The 18,820-nt window shown below is 69.1% G+C and carries 15 protein-coding genes; 7 read left to right on the forward strand and 8 right to left on the reverse strand.

The genetic code is table 11. The features are described 5' to 3' along the window. Positions 1-43: 43 nt before the first annotated feature. The 5 genes from KHC28_RS15055 to KHC28_RS15075 all read left to right on the forward strand — a co-directional run bounded on the left by KHC28_RS15055 (position 44) and on the right by KHC28_RS15075 (position 4,300). Entirely contained in the window at positions 44-685 is a 642-nt protein-coding gene (locus KHC28_RS15055; RefSeq protein WP_246564859.1) for a hypothetical protein, read from the forward strand. Further along, the gene (locus KHC28_RS15060) at positions 682-1,275 is read left to right on the forward strand and encodes a histidine phosphatase family protein (protein WP_214009181.1); all 594 of its coding nucleotides are present in this window, start codon (positions 682-684) and stop codon (positions 1,273-1,275) included. The genes KHC28_RS15055 and KHC28_RS15060 overlap by 4 nt, the downstream gene beginning before the upstream one ends. A gap of 81 nt (positions 1,276-1,356) precedes the next feature. Next, positions 1,357-2,748 (forward strand): leucyl aminopeptidase family protein, encoded by a 1,392-nt coding sequence (locus KHC28_RS15065; protein ID WP_214009182.1) that lies wholly within the window; start codon positions 1,357-1,359, stop codon positions 2,746-2,748. A gap of 175 nt (positions 2,749-2,923) precedes the next feature. Beyond that, positions 2,924-3,286 carry a MarR family transcriptional regulator gene (locus tag KHC28_RS15070; RefSeq protein ID WP_214009183.1) on the forward strand — a complete coding sequence of 121 codons (363 nt, stop codon included), beginning with the start codon at positions 2,924-2,926 and terminating at the stop codon, positions 3,284-3,286. Between the two features lie 162 nt (positions 3,287-3,448). Then, the gene (locus KHC28_RS15075) at positions 3,449-4,300 is read left to right on the forward strand and encodes a C40 family peptidase (protein ID WP_214009184.1); all 852 of its coding nucleotides are present in this window, start codon (positions 3,449-3,451) and stop codon (positions 4,298-4,300) included. Between the two features lie 186 nt (positions 4,301-4,486). On the opposite strand, the gene KHC28_RS15080 is transcribed toward KHC28_RS15075, so the two are convergent. From KHC28_RS15080 to KHC28_RS15115, 8 genes are all read right to left on the reverse strand, one after another. Continuing rightward, on the reverse strand, positions 4,487-6,259 hold the full coding sequence (locus KHC28_RS15080; protein ID WP_214009185.1) for an alkaline phosphatase: 1,773 nt from the start codon (positions 6,257-6,259) through the stop codon (positions 4,487-4,489). A 97-nt stretch (positions 6,260-6,356) separates the two neighbouring features. Next, on the reverse strand, positions 6,357-7,028 hold the full coding sequence (locus KHC28_RS15085) for an NUDIX domain-containing protein (RefSeq protein WP_214009186.1): 672 nt from the start codon (positions 7,026-7,028) through the stop codon (positions 6,357-6,359). Further along, a complete protein-coding gene (locus KHC28_RS15090; protein ID WP_246564861.1) occupies positions 7,025-8,689 on the reverse strand; it encodes an ABC transporter ATP-binding protein in 1,665 nt (554 codons plus the stop codon). The genes KHC28_RS15085 and KHC28_RS15090 overlap by 4 nt, the downstream gene beginning before the upstream one ends. 14 nt (positions 8,690-8,703) lie before the next feature. Next, the gene (locus tag KHC28_RS15095) at positions 8,704-9,891 is read right to left on the reverse strand and encodes an ABC transporter permease (RefSeq protein ID WP_214009187.1); all 1,188 of its coding nucleotides are present in this window, start codon (positions 9,889-9,891) and stop codon (positions 8,704-8,706) included. 1 nt (position 9,892) lies between these two features. Beyond that, positions 9,893-11,002, reverse strand: coding sequence for a microcin C ABC transporter permease YejB (locus KHC28_RS15100; protein WP_214009188.1), 1,110 nt, complete (start codon positions 11,000-11,002; stop codon positions 9,893-9,895). A gap of 253 nt (positions 11,003-11,255) precedes the next feature. After that, positions 11,256-13,163 (reverse strand): extracellular solute-binding protein, encoded by a 1,908-nt coding sequence (locus KHC28_RS15105; RefSeq protein ID WP_376772709.1) that lies wholly within the window; start codon positions 13,161-13,163, stop codon positions 11,256-11,258. A gap of 20 nt (positions 13,164-13,183) precedes the next feature. After that, the gene (locus KHC28_RS15110) at positions 13,184-14,992 is read right to left on the reverse strand and encodes an extracellular solute-binding protein (protein ID WP_214009225.1); all 1,809 of its coding nucleotides are present in this window, start codon (positions 14,990-14,992) and stop codon (positions 13,184-13,186) included. 339 nt (positions 14,993-15,331) lie between these two features. Next, on the reverse strand, positions 15,332-15,865 hold the full coding sequence (locus KHC28_RS15115) for a c-type cytochrome (protein WP_214009190.1): 534 nt from the start codon (positions 15,863-15,865) through the stop codon (positions 15,332-15,334). A gap of 427 nt (positions 15,866-16,292) precedes the next feature. Here KHC28_RS15115 and KHC28_RS15120 point away from each other — a divergent pair, with 427 nt between their 5' ends. Both KHC28_RS15120 and KHC28_RS15125 read left to right on the forward strand, forming a co-directional pair. Continuing rightward, positions 16,293-17,150 (forward strand): prephenate dehydratase, encoded by an 858-nt coding sequence (locus KHC28_RS15120; RefSeq protein ID WP_214009191.1) that lies wholly within the window; start codon positions 16,293-16,295, stop codon positions 17,148-17,150. A 187-nt stretch (positions 17,151-17,337) separates the two neighbouring features. Beyond that, entirely contained in the window at positions 17,338-18,819 is a 1,482-nt protein-coding gene (locus KHC28_RS15125; RefSeq protein ID WP_214009192.1) for a metal-dependent hydrolase family protein, read from the forward strand. The last annotated feature ends 1 nt before the right edge of the window (position 18,820 follow it).

Here is an 18,820-nt window from a genome sequence, read left to right on the forward strand (position 1 = left end):
GCTTCCGGCACCAAACGGCTTCCAGCACCCACAGGAGACGGCGATGATCAAGGCTCCCGGCGGCAGACAGGCCAGCAAGCGCGGCACTCTCCGCATGGCGGTAGCCGCCCTGCTGCTCGCGGGCATCGCCCCGGCGGCCCTGCCGGCCTCGGCCGAGACCGCAATCACCGTCTACCCGCCGCCGGGCTCCGGCCTGCCGCCGGACTGGGCGACGCCGGGCTCTCCGAACCAGGACAGCGGCCTGCCGCCCAGCTTCCAGCAATACCCGTTCTGGAACCGCATCTTCGGCGGCGGTGGCGCGATTTTCCCCGGCTACACCTCGCCCACCAGCAATGACAGCTCCTATCAGCGCCTCGCGCTGCTCACCGGCGGCGGCGCCGGCCGCGTGATCTTCGCCGCCGGCATGGCCGACACGCTGTGCCAGCCGGCCGACGCGCCGGACATCACCATCCTCAGCGCCCCGCCGGGGGTGAACCTCACCACCGATTACGGCGCCTTCACCGCGACCGGCAACGACGCCGGCTCGACCTATTGCCGGGGTCGCAACGTGCGCGGCACCCGTGTCGTGCTGGCCGGCCGGCCGCCGCGCGGCGGCGGCAGCGTGACGGTGAAGGTCTCCTGGCCGCGCGTCGGCCGCAATGGCGGCACCAGCTACACGCACACCGTGGCCCTCCCGTCGCGATGAGCAAACGCCGCATCTTCCTCGTCCGCCACGGCGAGACCGACTGGAACCTCGCCGGCCGCCTGCAGGGCGCCGGCCACGACATTCCGCTCAACGATCTCGGCTGCGAGCAGGCCGCCAGCCTCGCCCGCGTCATCGGGCGGCTGGCCGGCAACGCCGCACCGCTCGACTATATTGCCAGCCCGCTCTCGCGCGCGTCCCAGACCATGGCAATCCTGCGCTCCGAGCTCGGCCTGCCGCCGGACGCGTTCCGCCGCGAGTCGCGGCTGAAGGAGATCTCCTTCGGCCGCTGGGAAGGCTTCACCTGGACCGAGCTGCGCCGGCGCGACCCGCAATCGGTCGCCGAGCACCGCGCCGATCCCTGGCACTACCGCCCGCCGGGGGGCGAGAGCTATCTCGACCTCTCGGTGCGGGTGATGGCGGCGATCAGCGAGATCAACCGCGACTCCGTCGTCGTCACCCATGGCGGCGTGGTACGGGCGATGCTGCACGCGCTCACCGGCATGCCGGCCAAGGAGGCCGTGTTCCTGCCGGTGCGCCAGGGCGCGGTCTATCTCATCGAGGACGGCGCTTTCGAGCTCGCCCTCGCCTGACGACGGGCCGCCCGGCCGCCAGTAACGTCGTCGGTACAGTCGAAGCCGGGCCGGGGGCCCAAGCCGGAGGTTGAGGAAGAAATGCCGCAGGACGCTCCCACCGCGCTGATCCGCGCCGAGGCCGCCGACCAGCCGCGTCCGATCTGGTGCGTCACCGCGCAGGACTGGCGCAAGGTCGCCAGCGAGCTGCCGCCCATCGCCGTCGCCTTCGCCGAGGCGTCGGGCTTCCGCGCCGAGCCGGGCAAGGTGCTGGTGGTGCCGGACGCCGCCGGCGCCATTGCCGGCGTGCTGTTCGGCGTCGAGGCCACGCCGCGCGATCCGCTCGCCTTCGGCAAGCTCGCCACCACCCTGCCGGCCGGCGACTACCGGCTCGCCAGCGGCGCCGCCGATCCGCGCCTCGCCGCCCTCGCCTTCGCGCTGGGCGCCTACCGCTTCGAGCGCTACCGCACCCGCAACGCGCCACGCCCGCGCCTCGTCATTCCCGAGGCCGTCGACGAGGCGGCGCTCATCCGCACCGTCGAGGCGGTGACGCTCGCCCGCGACCTCGTCAACACTCCGGCCAATGACATGGGCCCGGCCGAGCTGGAAGCCGCCGCGCGGGCGCTTGCAGCCCGCCACGGCGCCACGGTCGAGGTCACCGCCGGCGGCGACCTGCTGGCCGCCAACCTGCCGATGATCCACGCCGTCGGCCGTGCCTCGCCGCGCGCGCCGCGCCTGATCGACCTCAGCTGGGGGCCGGTCGATGCGCCCAAGGTGACGCTGGTCGGCAAGGGCGTGTGCTTCGACACCGGCGGCCTCGACATCAAGCCGTCCTCCGGCATGCTGCTGATGAAGAAGGACATGGGCGGCGCGGCGAGCGCGCTCGGCCTCGCGCACATGATCATGGCGCGCGCCCTGCCCGTCCGCCTGCGGGTGCTGATCCCGGCAGTGGAGAATTCCATCGACGGCTCCGCCTTCCGCCCCGGCGATATCCTGCGCTCGCGCAAGGGCCTGTCGGTGGAGATCGGCAACACCGACGCCGAGGGCCGCCTCGTGCTCGCCGACGCGCTCTCCCTCGCCGATGACGAGGCGCCGGAGCTGATGATCGACTTCGCGACGCTGACCGGCGCCGCCCGCGTCGCGCTCGGCCCGCAGCTGCCCCCGGCCTATACCGACGACGAGGCGCTGGCCACCGATCTCGCCCGCCATGCCGCCGCCGAGGCCGATCCGCTGTGGCGCCTGCCGCTGTGGAAGCCCTATGCGGGCATGCTCGACAGCCCGGTCGCCGACATGAACAACGCGCCGGGCAGCGGCTTCGCCGGCTCGATCACCGCCGCCTTGTTCCTGCAGCGCTTCGTCGAGCGCGCCGGCGCCTGGCTGCATCTCGATATCTACGCCTGGAACCCCTCTTCCCGCCCGGCCCGGCCGGAAGGCGGCGAGGCGCAGACCATCCGCGCCCTCGACGCGCTGCTCGCCGAGCGCTACGGCGACTGACCCGGCGCGGCGGGGGACTCCCGCCGCTCTCGCCGCCCGCCGCCAACGCGGAAGTGATGCGCGAAAGTGATTGCCCGTTAAGCCTTTCCCGAAGCCTTGCTTGCCGCAGCGTCGCGACAATGCGAGAACAATCCGTAGCCGTAACGATTGCGGGCGGATCGGCGGAGGCGGTGACATGGCGGTCGAGATGCGCGCCTCGCAGGCCCTGCGCCTGTTGCACGAGCTGACGCTCGCACAGGTGCGCGATCAGGTGCGCGACGAGGCGCCGGACCTGTCGCAGCGCCAGCTCGCCATCCTGCTCAGCGTCTATCTGGAGAGCCCGCCGCACACGGTGCGGGGCCTCGCCGCCCGCCTCGGCGTCACCAAGCCGGTGATCACCCGCGCCCTCGACACCATGGGCGCGCGCAAGCTGGTGTCGCGTCGGCGCGACGAGGCCGACCGGCGCAACGTCATCGTCCAGCGTACCGTCGAAGGCGCGCTCTATCTGGAAAAGCTCGGCGACCTCGTGGTCGCCACCGCCCGCGCTTTGCCGCGATAGGGAGGCGCGACCTCAACAGTGCCGCCGGGATTGCCGCTGTCGCACTGATGGCCGGGCGCGACGGAAGCCACGAAGCCGCCGCCCGGCGCAGACGTCGCCCTTGCCTGCCGCGCCGGGCCGGCGCATCTCATAGACGATAGCATTCACCGGATCGCGTCGCGCATGACCTTTCTCGACCCCCGCCTCACCCCCGCCCGCCCCGATCTCGCCGCCGCGCATCTGCGCGGCACGGTGGAAGCGGCGCGCTATGTCGAGGGCACGCCCTACCGCGTCATCCGCGAGCGCGCCGGCGTCACCCGCACGCCGGATTCCACCGCGCCGCTCACCACCGAGGCGTTGTTCGGCGAGACCGTCACCCTCTACGAGGCGACCGACGAGGGCTGGGCCTGGGTGCAGCTCGACGGCGACCTCTATGTCGGCTGGATGGCTCTGGAGGCGCTGGCCCCTCCCGGTGCGCCGGCCACCCACAAGGTGGCGGCGCTGCGCACCCCGGTCTTCCCCGGTCCCAGCATCAAGCTGCCGCCGGCCGCCCTGCTCTCCTTCGGCGCGCGCGTCACCGTCACCGGCACCCGCGACCGCTTCCTGCTCACCGAGGAGGGCGGCTTTGTCTTCGCCGACCATCTCGCCCCGCTGGATCGCGTCGAGGCCGATCCGGTGGCGGTGGTCGCCCGCTTCCTCGGCGCCGCCTATCTGTGGGGTGGCCGCTCCAGCCTTGGCCTCGATTGCTCCGGGCTGGTGCAGGCCGGGCTGACGGCGTGCGGCATCGCCTGCCCGCGCGACAGCGACATGCAGGAGGCCGCGCTCGGCCACGACATCGGCTTTGCCGGCGACATCGCCGAATTGCGGCGCGGCGACCTCGTCTTCTGGCCCGGCCATGTCGGCATGGTGGAGGACGGCGAGACGCTGCTGCACGCCACCGCGCATTACCTGTCGGTGGTGCGCGAGCCGCTCGGCGCGGCGCTCGCCCGCATCGAGGCCGTCGGCACCCCGGTGCGCACGGTGAAGCGGCTCTAGCGATCCATCTGGACGGCATAGGCTCAGGACGGCATCGGCTGGAAACGCTCTCCCCGGGCGAGCGACCGGCCCCCTCTCCCCAAACGACGACGCCGCCCGCCATACCCCCGAAAACGAAACCGGCCCGCGCGAGGCGGGCCGGGCATCGTCGTTTTCATCAGTCGCGGGGATAGCCCCCGCGCGGCCTCACTGCGCGGAGGCGCGCTTGGTCGGCGCGCCGAGCGCCAGAGCCTCGGCGATCACGCGATAGACGTCGCTCTCTTCCATGTAGCCCTTGAAGCCGTCGGCGCCCGGGCCGGTGGCCTGCAGCACGATGTCGTCCACCGCATGCACGCCGGTGTCGCCATCGCGCGGGATGTTGCCGATGCGCAGCACCGCGCCGGGCACGTCCTTGTACTGCTCGTTGGCGACGTACTTCTTCTCGGCGTTCTGCACCGCCGGCACGAACGGGCCGTCGAGCTTCGGACGGAAGGTCTCGTAATAGTCGGGATAGTTGTTGGCGAAGATGGCGAGGCGCTTCGACACGTCGATACGGTCGGGGAAGCCGTCGCCGTCCTTGTCCTCATAGTTCGGGAAGCCGGCCTCGGCATAGGTGCCGACCTTCTCGCGCATGTCGGTGCCCGGCTTGTTGTCGTCGATGGTGCCGATCACCGAGACGCCATGCGCGTGGTCGCCGGTGACGACGATCAGCGTATCCGGGTTGTTCTTGGCGAATTCGCGGGCAAGGCCGACGGCCTGGTCGAATTCGATGGTCTCGACCACCGCGCGGTCCCAGTCGAGCGGGTGGGACATCTTGTCGATCGAGGCGCCCTCGACCATCAGCACGAAGCCGTCGGGGTTCTTCGACAGCGCCTCAAGCGCGGTCTTGGTCATGTCGACGAGGCCCGGCTGGTCGGGGAACTTGCCGACCGTGCCCTTCTTCAGCTGGTTGCGGTCGAGCCAGGTGTCCATGTTGCCGGGATGGAACACGCCGAAGATCTTGCCGGAGTTGGACTTCGAGGCCTGCTCCAGCTCCGCCTTGGTGGTGGCGATCTGGTAGCCGTCGGCCTTGAACAGCTCGACGAAGTTCTTGTCGTCCTTGCGCTTCGAGCCGGGGGTCGTCTGCGGGATGAAATAGGCGCCGCCGCCGCCGAGCACCACGTCGGGGCGCACGTCGTACATCATCTGGGCGATCTCGGCCTTGTCGGCGCGCTTGCGGGTATGCGCGACCACCGCCGCCGGGGTGGCGTCCTGCAGCTCGGCGGTGGAGACGATGCCGAGCGCCTTGCTGCCGGTGCGGCGCACCGCCTCGCCGAGCACCTCGACCTTCGGGTCGTCGAACGAATCCTTGGTGCGGTCGGCATAGACGCCGATGGCGTTGATCGCGCTCTTGTGGCCGGTCATGTAGGCCGACATGGAATTGGCGCTGTCCACCGCGATCGAATCGGTCGAGGAGGTGCCGATGAACGCCATGTGGTCCATGTAGTCCATGTTGAGCTTGCCGTTGGCCTTACCTTCGGTGTTGCCCTTCGACATGATGCGGGCGGCGGTGCGATGCGCCACCGACATGCCGTCGCCGAGGAAGAAGATCACGTTCTTCACCTTGGGCAGCGCCGGCGTACCGTACACGTCCCAGGTCACCGACTTGGTCTTGCCGGCGGCGCTGGCCTCGACCTTGTAGCTGCCGGGGGTGGCGATGGAGATGTCGCGCAGCAGCACCGCCGACGCCTCGACGCCCGGCTCCTTCTCGACGAAGGTCACTTCCTTGCCGAGGACCTTCTTGTAGTCCTCGCCATTGATGGTGATCTTGACGTCTTCCGGCTTCACCACGCCGTCGAACTCCACCTTGAAGTCGAAGGGCGAGCCCTGGAGGATGGTGGCGCGGTCGAGCGGATAGACGGCCTCGGCAAAGGCCGCGCCGGACAGCACGGTCGAGGAAAGAAGGGCGAGGCTGGCGGCAGCCAGCAGGGTCTTGCGCATGGAGGATCTCCCGCTTCGGACAGGCGGCGCGGCCGCGGATCGGGGAGTCCTCTAGGCAGCTTCAATGTCACGCCGGTGACAGTTGGTCGGCGTTACGTCATTTAGCCGGCACAGATTGCGCGGCGAACGCCTCCGCCCGTGCTCGGTTCAGCGCGAACCATTGCAGCGCCGCCAGCGTGAACACGTTGCCGATCAGCCCCGGCGCCGGCGCGACGAGGGCCTCCATCGCCGCCTCCGCCGGCAGCAGGAACGGGCGGGTATGCTCCGCCTCGCCAGGCTCGCCGGCCTCCGCTGGCACCGCGGCCGCGTCGACCAGCGCCAGGAACAGCTCGGCATGCTCGTCGGTGACGCCCGGCGTCGGCATGAAGCTCAGCATCGGCAGCAGCGCGAGCGGCTCGACGCCCAGTTCCTCCAGGCATTCGCGGCGCGCCGCGAACGCGGCCGTCTCGCCGTCCTCGATCCGCCCGGCGGCGATCTCGACGAGCTCGCCGCGCCCGGTCGCCACATGGGCGGCGAGGCGGAACTGGCGGATCAGCGCGAACACCCCGACGGCCGGGTCCCAGGCCAGCACCGCCACCACCGGGCCGACCCGCAAGATGTCGCGCACCTGCGTCAGCGGCGCGCCGCCGGCGCCCGGCAGCGTCACCGTGTAGCGATGATAGGGCCGGAAGCCGTCGCCGCCGATATCGGAGGGTCCCTCCAGCACGACCTTCACCGCCCGGTCGCCGAGCGCCTCGCGCTGCGCCGCCTCGCGCCGCTCCCTGCTCACGCCGGGGCTCCGGCGGCGGTCCCGTTCGCCCCCGGCGCCTCCTCGAGATGGAAGGCGGCGGCGAACAGCGCCCGCGTATAGGGCGTCTTCGGGTCGGCGAACATGGTCGAGGCCTCGCCCTGCTCCACCACCTCGCCATGCCGCATCACGATCAGCTTCGATGCCAGCGCTGCCACCACCTTGAGATCGTGGCTGATGAACAGGTAGGTCAGCCCGCGCCGCTTCTGCAAGTCGCGCAAGAGGTCGACGATCTGCGCCTGCACGATCATGTCGAGCGCGCTGGTCGGCTCGTCCAGTACGATGAAGGTCGGCTCCAGCACCACGGCGCGGGCGATGGCGACGCGCTGGCGCTGGCCGCCGGAGAATTCGTGCGGGTAGCGGTGCCGGCTCGACGGGTCGAGGCCGACATCGGTCAGCGCCGCCACCACCCGCGCGTCGCGCTGCTCGGAGTCGAGTTCCGGCTGGTGCACCTTCAGCCCCTCGCCGATGATGTCGGCGATCGACATGCGCGGGGAGAGCGAGCCGAACGGGTCCTGGAATACGATCTGCATGTCGCTGCGATGCGCCCGCATCGCCTTGAAGCCGAGCGTGTCGACATGCTGGCCCATGAACACGATCGGCCCGTCGGAGGAGATCAGCCGCAGCAGGGCGAGCCCCAGCGTGGTCTTGCCCGAACCCGATTCGCCCACCACGCCCAGCGTCTCGCCCTTGCGGATGGCGACCGACACCCCGTTCACCGCCTTCACATGGCCGACGGTCTTGCGCATGAGCCCAGCCTTGATCGGGAACCACACCTTGATATCCCGGGCCTCCATGATCAGCTCGGCGTCGGGATGCGGCGGCGCCGGCTCGCCTGAGGGCTGGGCGGCGATCAGCTGGCGCGTATAGGCGTGCTTGGGGGCGCCGAACACCTCGTCGACCGTGCCCGCTTCGACGATCCGGCCCTTGTTCATCACGCAGATACGGTCGGCGATGCGCCGGACGATGCCGAGATCATGGGTGATGAACAACAGCGTCATGCCGAGCCGCGCCTGCAACTGCTTGAGCAGCGCGAGGATCTGCGCCTGCACGGTGACGTCGAGCGCGGTGGTCGGCTCGTCGGCGATCAAGAGCTTCGGCTCGTTGGCGAGCGCCATGGCGATCATCACCCGCTGGCGCTGGCCGCCGGACAGCTGATGCGGATAGGAGCCGAGCCGCGTCTCCGGCTCGGCGATGCCGACCTCGGTGAGCAGTTCGATCACCCTCTTGCGCGCCGCCGCCCCCGAGATTCCCCGGTGCAGCGACAGGATCTCGGCGATCTGCTGCTCCACCGTATGCAGCGGATTGAGCGAGGTCATCGGCTCCTGGAACACCATGGTGATGTCGTTGCCGCGCACGCGGCGGATCTGCCGCTCTTCCATGGCGAGCAGGTCGCGCCCCTCGAACATCACCCGGCCCGAGGGATGCGAGGCAGCGGGATATTGCAGCAGCTTGAGGATGGAGAGCGCCGTCACCGACTTGCCGGAGCCGCTCTCCCCCACCAGCGCCAGCGTCTCGCCGCGCTTCAGCTGGAACGACACATGGTCGACCGCCACGGCCGGCACCCCGCCCTCGCGGGCGAAGGCGACGGAGAGATCCTCGACGGAAAGCAGCGGCGCGTCGGGGGCGGTGATGTCACTCATGCGCGTATCGTCCCTCATGCGAAGGTCTTCCGCGGGTCGAAGGCGTCGCGTACCGCTTCGCCGATGAAGATCAGCAGGCTCAGCATGAACGCCACGGTGAAGAAGCCGGTGAGCCCCAGCCACGGCGCCTGCACATTGGCCTTGCCCTGCGCCAGCAATTCACCGAGCGAGGGCGAGCCGGGCGGCAGGCCGAAGCCGAGGAAGTCGAGCGCGGTCAGCGTCATCACCGAGGAGGAGACGATGAACGGCATCATGGTCAGCGTCGCCACCATGGCGTTGGGCAACAGGTGCCGCCACATGATCACGCCGTTGGACACGCCGAGCGCCCGCGCCGCCTGCACATATTCGAAGTTGCGCGCCCGCAGGAACTCGGCGCGCACCAGCCCCACCAGCGCCACCCAGGAGAACAGCAGCAAGATGCCGAGCAGGATCCAGAAGCCCGGCGCCAGGATCGAGGAGATGATCAGCAGCAGGTACAGCGCCGGGATCGCCGTCCAGATCTCGATGAAGCGCTGGAACAACAGGTCGGTCCAGCCGCCGAAATAGCCCTGCACCGCGCCGGCCGCCACCCCGATCACCGAGGAGATGATGGTCAGCACCAGCCCGAACAGCACCGACAGCCGGAAGCCGTAGATGAGGCGGGCCAGCACGTCGCGACCCTGGTCGTCGGTGCCGAGCCAGTTCCATTCCAGCGCGCCGCAGCCCCCGCCCGGATGCCCCAGCTTCTCGGCGACCGGCGCGCATTGCGCGTCGGTCAGCATCCAGGTCGGCGGCGAGGGCGCCGGGGTCGGCAGGTCGAGATTATGCGTTGAGTAGGAATAGCGGATCGGCGGCCACACCATGAAGCCGCCGCTCGAAGCGATCAGCTTCTGCAGATAGGGGTCGCGATAATCCGCCTCGGTCTCGAAGTCGCCGCCAAAGGCGGTCTCCGGATAGGCCTTGAAGGCGGGGAAGTAGTAGCCGCCGTCATATTCGACCAGGAACGGCTTGTCGTTGGCGATGAACTCGGCCCCGAGGCTGGCCACGAACAGCACCGCGAAGATCCAGAAGCCCCAGAAGCCGCGCCGGTTGCGGCGGAAATTGGCCAGCCGGCGCTGGTTGATCGGCGACAGCCGCGAGCGCTCGCGGGTCTCCGGCGGGGCGACCCCGGCGGCGGACGGCGGGGCGGGCGGCAGCACGGGCTGGGAAGCGGAAGCGTCCATCTCAGACATCCCGCGTCTCGAAGTCGATGCGCGGATCGACCCAGCTATAGGTGAGGTCGGAGATCAGGTTCACCACCAGACCGACCAGCGAGAAGATGTAGAGATTGGCGAACACCACCGGGTAGTCGCGGTTCAGCACGCTCTCGAAGCCGAGCAGTCCGAGCCCGTCGAGCGAGAAGATGGTCTCGATCAGCAGCGAGCCGGAGAAGAACGCGCCGACGAAGGCACCGGGAAAGCCGGCGATGATGATCAGCATCGCGTTGCGGAACACGTGGCGGTACAGCACCGCCCGCTCCGACAGCCCCTTCATCCGCGCGGTGACGACATATTGCTTGCGGATCTCGTCGAGGAACGAGTTCTTGGTCAAGAGCGCCATGGTGGCGAAGGCGCCCAGCACCATGGAGGTGATCGGCAGCACCAGGTGCCAGAAATAGTCGAGGATACGCGCGCCCCAGGACAGCTGGTCCCAATTGTCGGAGGTCAGCCCCCGCAGCGGAAAGATCGAGAAGAACGAGCCGCCGGCGAACAGGATGATCAAGAGGATGGCGAACAGGAAGCTCGGTATGGCGTAGCCGACGATGATCACCGCCGAGGTCCACACGTCGAAGCGCGAGCCGTCGCGCACGGCTTTGGCGATGCCGAGCGGGATCGAGATCGCGTAGGTGATCAGCATCATCCACAGGCCGAGCGAGATCGAGACCGGCATCTTCTCCTTGATCAGGTCGATCACCGAGATGTCACGGAAATAGGAGCGTCCGAAATCGAAGCGGGCATAGTCCCACAGCATCTTGCCGAAGCGCTCATAGGCCGGCTTGTCGAAGCCGAACTGCACTTCCAGCTGCTTGATGAAGGCCGGGTCGAGCCCCTGCGCGCCGCGATATTTCGAGGAGATCGGGTCGCCGGACGGCGCGCCGCTGCCGGCGCCGCCGCCGAAATCGCCGCCGCCGCCGGAAATGCGCTGGGTGGCGGAGGAGCCCTCGCCGGTGAGTTGGGCGATCACCCGTTCGATGGGGCCGCCCGGCGCGAACTGCACCACCGCGAAGGAGATCAGCATGATACCGACGAGGGTCGGCACCATCAGCGCGATACGGCGGACGATATAGGCGAGCATGCGGGGTGCAGACCTCCGAAGGTGGCGCACAAGGTGGCGGGCGCAGGCCCGCCGGTCAACTTAACGTCTTGTCAGGAAGGGGGAACGGAGACGGCCGGGACCTCGAATGGTCATTCCTTTCGGCACGACCGAACTCCCTTCCACCGAGGAAGAATGAAAAACGCCCCGCCCCACAAGAGCGACGGCTCCCTCTCCCCGTCGGGGTGAGGGATGGGGTAAGGGCTCTTCCTGGCTTCCCAATGTCGTCCCCCCCTCACCCCGCCTTCCGCGCCTTCGCCGACCAGATGTCGGGAATGCCGCGGCCATAGGTCGGGCGCGGCGCCGACGGCCAGGCGAATTCGTCCCAATAGGCGATGCGGTGGAGGCCGGAATACCATTGCGGCACCCAGATCCGGTTGAAGCGCATCCGCCGGTCGAGCACCCGGCAGGCGATGGTCAGTTCCTCGCGCGAATTGGCGGCGATGACGAGATCGATCAGCCGGTCGGTCGCCGGATCGGCGATGCCCGACAGGTTGGAGGAGCCTGGCGTCGCCGCTGCCTTGGAACCGAAGAAGCTGCGCAGCGATTCGCCCGGCACCGCCGACATCGAGTAGCGCCGCACCGTGGCGTCGAAATCGAAGTCGTTAAGCCGGCGCTGATATTGCGCGGGGTCGACGAGGCGGAAGTTCGCCGAGATCCCCAGCACGCCGAGATTCTTGATGAAGGGCGCGGTGTGCCGCTCCAGCGAGCCCTCGTCGTCGAGGAACTCGATGGTGACCGCCCGCCCGGCCTTGTCGGTGAGCTTGCCGTCCTTCACGGCGAAGCCCGCCTCGCGCAGCAGCGCGCTCGCCTTGCGCAGCAGGATGCGGTCCTGCCCGGAGCCGTCGGAGGCCGGCGGCGACCACGGCTCGCCCTTCAGCGCCGCGATCTGTTCCGGCGGCACGAGGTCGGCCAGCTTGTCGATCAGCGCGGCCTCGGCGGCGTCCGCCGGCCCCTGCGCCTTCAGATCGGTGTTCTCGAAGAAGGAATGCACGCGCTTATAGGCGCCGTACATCAAATTGGTGTTGGTCCATTCGAAGTCGAAGGCATAGGACAGCGCCTCGCGCAGCCTCGGATCGGCGAATTGCGGCCGGCGCAGATTGAGGAACCAGCCCTGCGCGCCGGACGGCGTGCCGTCGGGCAGTTCCTCGCGCTTCACCCGCCCGTCCTTCATGGCGGGAAAATCGTAGCCGGTCGCCCAGGTCCGGGAGGTGAACTCCTCGCGGAAGCGGTAGGCGCCAGCCTTGAAGGCCTCGAAGCCCACCTCGCGGTCGCGGAAATATTCGTAGCGGACGACATCGAAATTATCGATGCCGACATTCACCGGCAGGCCGGCGCCCCAGTAATCCGCCACCCGCGCATATTCGACATAGCGCCCGGATTCGAAGCGCCCGACCTTGTAGGGCCCAGAGCCGAGCGGCGGCTCCAGCGTCGATTCCTCGAAGTTCTTCGTCCCGTAATAGGCACGCGAGAAGATCGGCAGCTGCGCGGCGATCAGCGGCACGTCGCGCGCGCGGGTCCGGGCGAACCGCACCACCGCGATGTCGGCCCCCTCGGCTTCCGCCCCCTCCATGTCGGTGAGGCTCTGCTGGATCACCGGATGGCCCTTGGCCTTCAGCAGGTTCAGCGAGAAGGCGACGTCCTCGGCATCGAGCGTCGAGCCGTCATGGAAGCGCGCCTGCGGCCGCAGCCGGAAGCGATAGACGGTGCCGTCCTCGCTCACCGCCACCGAGCGGGCGAGAAGGCCGTAGACCGCGTCCGGCTCGTCGAGCGCGCGGGCCATCAGCGTGTCGAAGGTCAGCTCGATGCCCTGCGCCGCGTCGCCCTTCAATATATAGCCATTGAAGGAATTGAAGGTCTGCAGCGCCTGATTGTAGAAGGCGACCGGCCCCATATGCGAGAAGCCGCCACCCTTGGGCGCCGCCGGATCGACATAGGCGAAATGCGCGAAATCGGCGGGGTATTTCAGGTCGCCGAATGCCGACAGCCCGTGCAACTCGCCGGCAGGCGGGATCGCCACGCCGGGGGCCGCCGCCGTCCCTGCCGCCTGCGCCCAGCCGGCGCGCGGCAAGGCGAGCGCCGCGCCCGCCCCGGCGCCGAGCGCCAGTAGCTGCCGCCGGTTCACGCCTGATATCCGCCCCATGCCGCGCATGCCCGCCTCCGCTACTGCGTGCCGCCGGTGGCGGCCGCCTTCTGCGCGTCCCACCACCAGATGTCGGGGAAGGCGAAGGAGTATTCCGGCAGCTTGTCGGGATGCGAGAACCGGTTCCACCGCGCGGTGCGGTAGTTCGGGTAGTTCCAGGTCGGGATCACGAAGTCATAGGCCAGCAGCACCCGGTCGAGCGCGTGGGTGGCGGCGACCAGGTCGTCGCGATCGCTGGCGTAGATCACCTTCTCGATCAGCGCGTCGATGCCGGGCTCCTTGATGCCGGCATAGTTGGCGGAGCCCTCGCGCTCCGCCGCCACCGAGCCCCAGAAGTCGCGCTGCTCGTTGCCCGGCGACAGCGACTGCCCCCAGCCGGAGAGGATCACGTCGAAGTCGCGCGCCCTGAGGCGGTTGATGTATTGCGAGGTGTCGACCTGCCGCACGTTCACGGTGATGCCGAGCCGCTCCAGCGCCGGCTTGTAGAACAGCGCCACCCGCTCGAAGGCCGGGTTGGCGATCAGGATTTCGACGGTGAAGGGCTCGCCCTTGGCGTTCACCAGCTTGCGGTCCTTCACCGCCCAGCCGGCGTCCTTCAGCAGCCGCGCCGCCTCGCGCAGATTGGCGCGGCGCTCCTCCTCGCCGCCCTGCGGCGGGTTCTCATAGGCGGTGGTGAACACGCTCGCCGGGATCTTGTCCTTTACCCCCTCGAGGATCGCCAGCTCGCGTCCCTCGGGCAGGCCGGAGGAGGCGAGCTCGGTGTTCTGGAAATAGCTGGCGGTGCGCTTGTACTGGCCGAAGAACAGCGTGCGGTTCATGCCCTCGAAGTCGAGCGCGTAGTTGAGCGCCCGCCGCACCCGCTGGTCCTGGAACTTCGCCCGGCGAAGATTGGGGATGAAGGCCTGCATCTGGCCGGAGGCTCGGTTGGCGAACTCCTCCAGGATCACCTTGCCCTGCTTGACCGCCGGGAAATTATAGGCGGTCGCCCAGTCCTTGGCGGAGGACTCGATGCGGAAATCGTACTGGTCGCCCTTGAAGGCCTCCAGCTCCACCGTGTCGTCGCGGAAATACTCGAAGCGCTGCTCGTCGAAATTATTGGTGCCGACATTCACCGGCAGGTCGCGGCCCCAATAGTCCTTCACCCGCTCGAAGGAGATCGAGCGGCCGGGCACCACCTGCTTCACCTTGTAGGGGCCGGAGCCGAGCGGCACTTCCAGCGTGCCCTGCGAGATGTCGCGCGGCTTGCCGTCCGGGCCGTTCGCCGTCCACCAGTGCTTGGGCATGATGCGCAGCTGGCCGAGGATCTGCGGCAGCTCGCGATTGCCCGCCTGGTCGAAGGTAAAGGTCACCTCGTCGTCGCCGGTCTTCGCCGCCGATTTGACGTGGCTGTAATAGAACGCTTGGCGCGGGTTGTTCTTCACGGTCTGCTCGAACGACCACACCACGTCGTCGGGGGTGATCTTCTGCCCGTCATGCCATTTCGCCTCGGGGCGCAGTCTGTAGGTGACGGAGGAGAAGTCGTCGGGATAGCGCACGCTGCCGGCGATCAGCCCGTATTCGGTCGCCACCTCGTCGGCGGCAGGGCTCATCAGCGTGTCGTAGATCAGCGACAGCCCGCCGGCGGGATTGCCGCGCGGGATGATGTCGTTCAGCGAATCGAAGGTGCCGTCGGCGGAGAGCCGCAGCAGCCCGCCCTTGGGCGCGTCGGGGTTCACATAGTCGAAGCGCTTGAAGTCGGCCGGGTATTTCGGCTGCCCGAGCAGGGAGAGGCCGTGGCGCCATTGCGGGTCCGCCTGCGCCGGGCCGGCAAGGCCGAATCCGCCGAGCATGAGCGCGGCGCCCGTCAGCGCCAGCACCAGCCGGCGGGAGGGACGGACCCGGACGACCGGGGCGACAACGACCGGGGCGACATCGGCCGGAGCGGCGGGAACCGGGGTGAGTCGGCGATCGACCATGCGGCGCACTTTCCTTGTTCGAACCTCAATGCGGCAGGCGGGTCGGCGCGCCGGTCTTCCGGCACAGCCTACCTCCCGCGACGCCAATGTGAACGGTGACGTTCGGAAAACAATAAGGCCGGAAGCGCGCCGCGCCTCCGGCCTGACGTGATCGTGAAGCAATTCACCTGCAATTCCGAAGCTTTGTCTTCGGAAGCCGGCCGGAACCCCGGCTCAGGGCAGCGGCTGCGGGCTGTGCGACAGCGAGTTGAGATAGACCAGCAGGTCGGCGCGGTCGGTTTCCTTGGCGAGGCCGGCAAAGCCCATGGCGGTGCCGGGGATGTCGCCCTTGGGGTTCTTCAGGAAGGCGTTCAGCTCGTCGAAGGTCCAGTTGCCGCCATGCGCCTTGAGCGCGGCGGAATAGGCGAAGCCCTCGGCGCTGGCCACCGGGCGGCCGACCACGGCATAGAGGTCCGGGCCGACCTTGGCACCGGCGCCCTCGACGAAATTGTGACAGGCGGCGCACTTCTTGGCGACGACGGCGCCCTTCTCGACGCTGGCCTTGGGCAGCAGCTCGGCGATCGGCACGTCGGCGGTGGTGGCGGCCACGGCGGCCCCGCCGCCGCCTTCGGGAACGGCGATCTCGAAGCCCGGCTTCTCAGGCGCGTGCGACGTGAACAGGATGCCCGAAAACACGTTCAGGCCCAGCGTAAAGGTCAGCACGCCGAGCACGGCGCCGGCGATCTTGTTCAGCTCGAAGCTGTCCATATTCAGTTCCGCTCCCTCGACCGGCACCACGATCCATCCGGCTGAACCATTGATGCCCGCACGTAATGTAACAGCCGCTTTACGCAGCCGCCAACGGCGGGCGGAACTAATCATTTTGACCCTAGGCGTGCAACCCGTATAAGCGCGCCGTCGGTGCTACGTTTCGCCACCGTCCGCGCCCGTGCGGGCCGGCGCACTTCTCGCGCAAGCCCATGACATATCTGTCATTTTTCGCACGACCTGCCGAAGCGGCAGCGAGGCGGGGCGCGGGTCCGCCCTCCGCGCCCGGCACCCGGGCGGCGGGGAGCGGCGGGTGGCGCGGCGTTCCGTCGCGCTTTTTTGCGGCGCGGGCGATGAGACTCCGGCGCAGTGCCGGCACGAGGCGCCACGGCCGGTCCGTGGACGCAGCTATGAGGATCTTGAGGACATGAAGACCCCCCGCACCGTGGCGTTCCAGGGCGAGCCGGGCGCCAATTCCCACAATGCCTGCCGCGAGCGCTTTCCCGACGCGACGGTGCTGCCCTGCCCGACCTTCGAGGATGCCTTCGCCGCCATCCAGTCCGGCGAGGCCGATCTCGGCATGATCCCGATCGAGAACTCGATCGCCGGCCGCGTCGCCGACATCCACCATCTGATGCCGACCTCCGGGCTCAACATCATCGGCGAGCATTTCCTGCCGCTGTCGCACCAGCTGATGACGGTGAAGGGCGCGACTTTGGCCACGGTGAAGACCGTCACCAGCCATGTCATGGCGCTCGGCCAGTGCCGCAACATCATCCGCAAGCTGGGCCTGAAGGCGGTGGTCGGCTCCGACACCGCCGGCGCCGCGCGCCTCGTCGCCGAGGCGGGCGATCCCACGGTGGCCGCCATCGCCCCGCGCCTCGCCGCCGAGATCTACGGCCTCGACATCATCGCCGAAAACATCGAGGACGAGGCGCACAACACCACGCGCTTCATCATCCTGTCGCGCGACGCCGACTGGGCGCCGGCCAATAACGGACTGACCGTCACGACCTTCGTGTTCCGGGTGCGCAACGTGCCGGCCGCGCTCTACAAGGCGCTGGGCGGCTTCGCCACCAACAGCGTCAACATGACCAAGCTGGAATCCTACCAGCTCGACGGCGAGTTCTTCGCCACCCAGTTCTATGCCGACGTCATCGGCCATCCCGACGATGTCGGGCTGAAGCACGCGCTGGAGGAGCTCGCCTTCTTCTCCAAGGAGCTGCGCATCCTCGGCGTCTACCCCGCCGACGCCTACCGCATCGCGCTCAGCGCCGGCGAGTAGCCCCGGGCGGCGCGGCCGCCTCCATGCGAGGACCTCGCGCGGAACACCGCGCGGTGTCCTCGCCGATCTTCTGGCCGATCTTCTCGCCGAGGGCTCGCGGGTTGCGCACGCGGTGTATCCGCGTAGGGTGCGCGGGTCGCGAACGGGACGGGACGAACCGCCTCCCGAGGCGATCCGGAGGTGCCTCATGTCGTTCCGCCCCTCACCCCCTCCCCCCAGCTTTGCCTGCACCGACCCGACCGCCGACGAGGCCGCCAGCCATACCGGCTGCCTCTGCCACCGCCCGGAGCTCGCCGCGCTGACGGCCCGGCTCGACGCCGGCCTGTCGCGGCGCGGCTTCGTCGCCGGCATGGCCGCCTCGCTCGCCGCGCTCGGCCTCGCGCGCCCGGCACGAGCGCAGGGCGCGCCGGGTGGCCCGCAGCGGGTGCTGTTCACCAGGATCCGGCTGTTCGACGGCACCTCCGCCTCGCTGCGCGATGACGTGTCGCTGCTGGTCGAGGACAATCGCATCGCCGCCATCGCCGCCGGCACCCCGACGCCGCCGGAGGGCGCGCGGGTGATCGACGGCGGCGGCCGGGTGCTGATGCCCGGCCTGATCGACATGCACTGGCACGCGATCTTCGCCGCTCTGCCGCTCCCGGTGATGATGACGGCCGAGCCCGGCTACATCTTCCTTGCCGCTGCCGCCGAGGCGGAGCGCACGCTCATGCGCGGCTTCACCACCATTCGCGATCTGGGCGGCCCGTCCTTCCCACTCAAGCAGGCGATCGACGAGGGGCTGACCACCGGCCCGCGCATCTATCCCTGCGGCGCGATGATCACCGCCACCGCCGGCCATGGCGATTTGCGCCCGCTCGGCGAGTTGCCGCGCGCCGCCGGCGTGCCCGGCCATACCGAGCAGACCGGCGCGCTCGCCATCGCCGATGGCGAGGCAGAGGTGATGCTGCGGGCCCGCGAGCAGCTGATGCAGGGCGCCTCGCAGCTGAAGATGGTCGGCGGCGGCGGCGTGTCCTCGCCGCGCAGCCCGCTCGACGCCTCCACCTTCACCGAAGGAGAGATGCGCGCGGCGGTACAGGTGGCGAGCGACTGGAACACCTATGTCGCCAGCCACGCCTATGCCTCGCCGACCATCCGGCGCTCGCTCGACGCCGGCGTCACCTGCATCGAGCACGGTCATCTGATGGATGAGGAGATCGCGGCGCGGATGGCGGAGAAGGGCATCTGGCTGAGCACCCAGCCCTTCCTCAGCGCCGAGGACACCGGGCCGCTGACCGGCCCCAGCCGCGACCGGTCACTGATGATCTTCGCCGCCACCGACAGCCTCTACGCACTGGCGAAGAAGCACGGCATCAAGACCGCCTTCGGCTCGGACATGCTGTTCTCGCCGGCGCTGGCGCGCCGCCAGGGGGTGATGCTCACCCATCTCGCCCGCTGGTATTCCGGCGCGGAGGCCCTGAAGATGGCCACCGCGGCCAATGCCGAACTGCTGGCGCTGTCCGGTCCGCGCAATCCCTATCACGGCAAGCTCGGCGTGCTGGCGGAAGGCGCCTATGCCGACCTGCTGCTGGTCGACGGCAACCCGCTCGAAGACCTGTCGCTGATCGCCGATCCCGAGCGCAATCTCCGCCTCATCATGAAGGACGGCAAAATCTACAAGGACACGCTCTAGG

Source organism: Ancylobacter sonchi, from assembly GCF_018390695.1.
Classification (GTDB): Bacteria; Pseudomonadota; Alphaproteobacteria; order Rhizobiales; family Xanthobacteraceae; genus Ancylobacter; species Ancylobacter sonchi.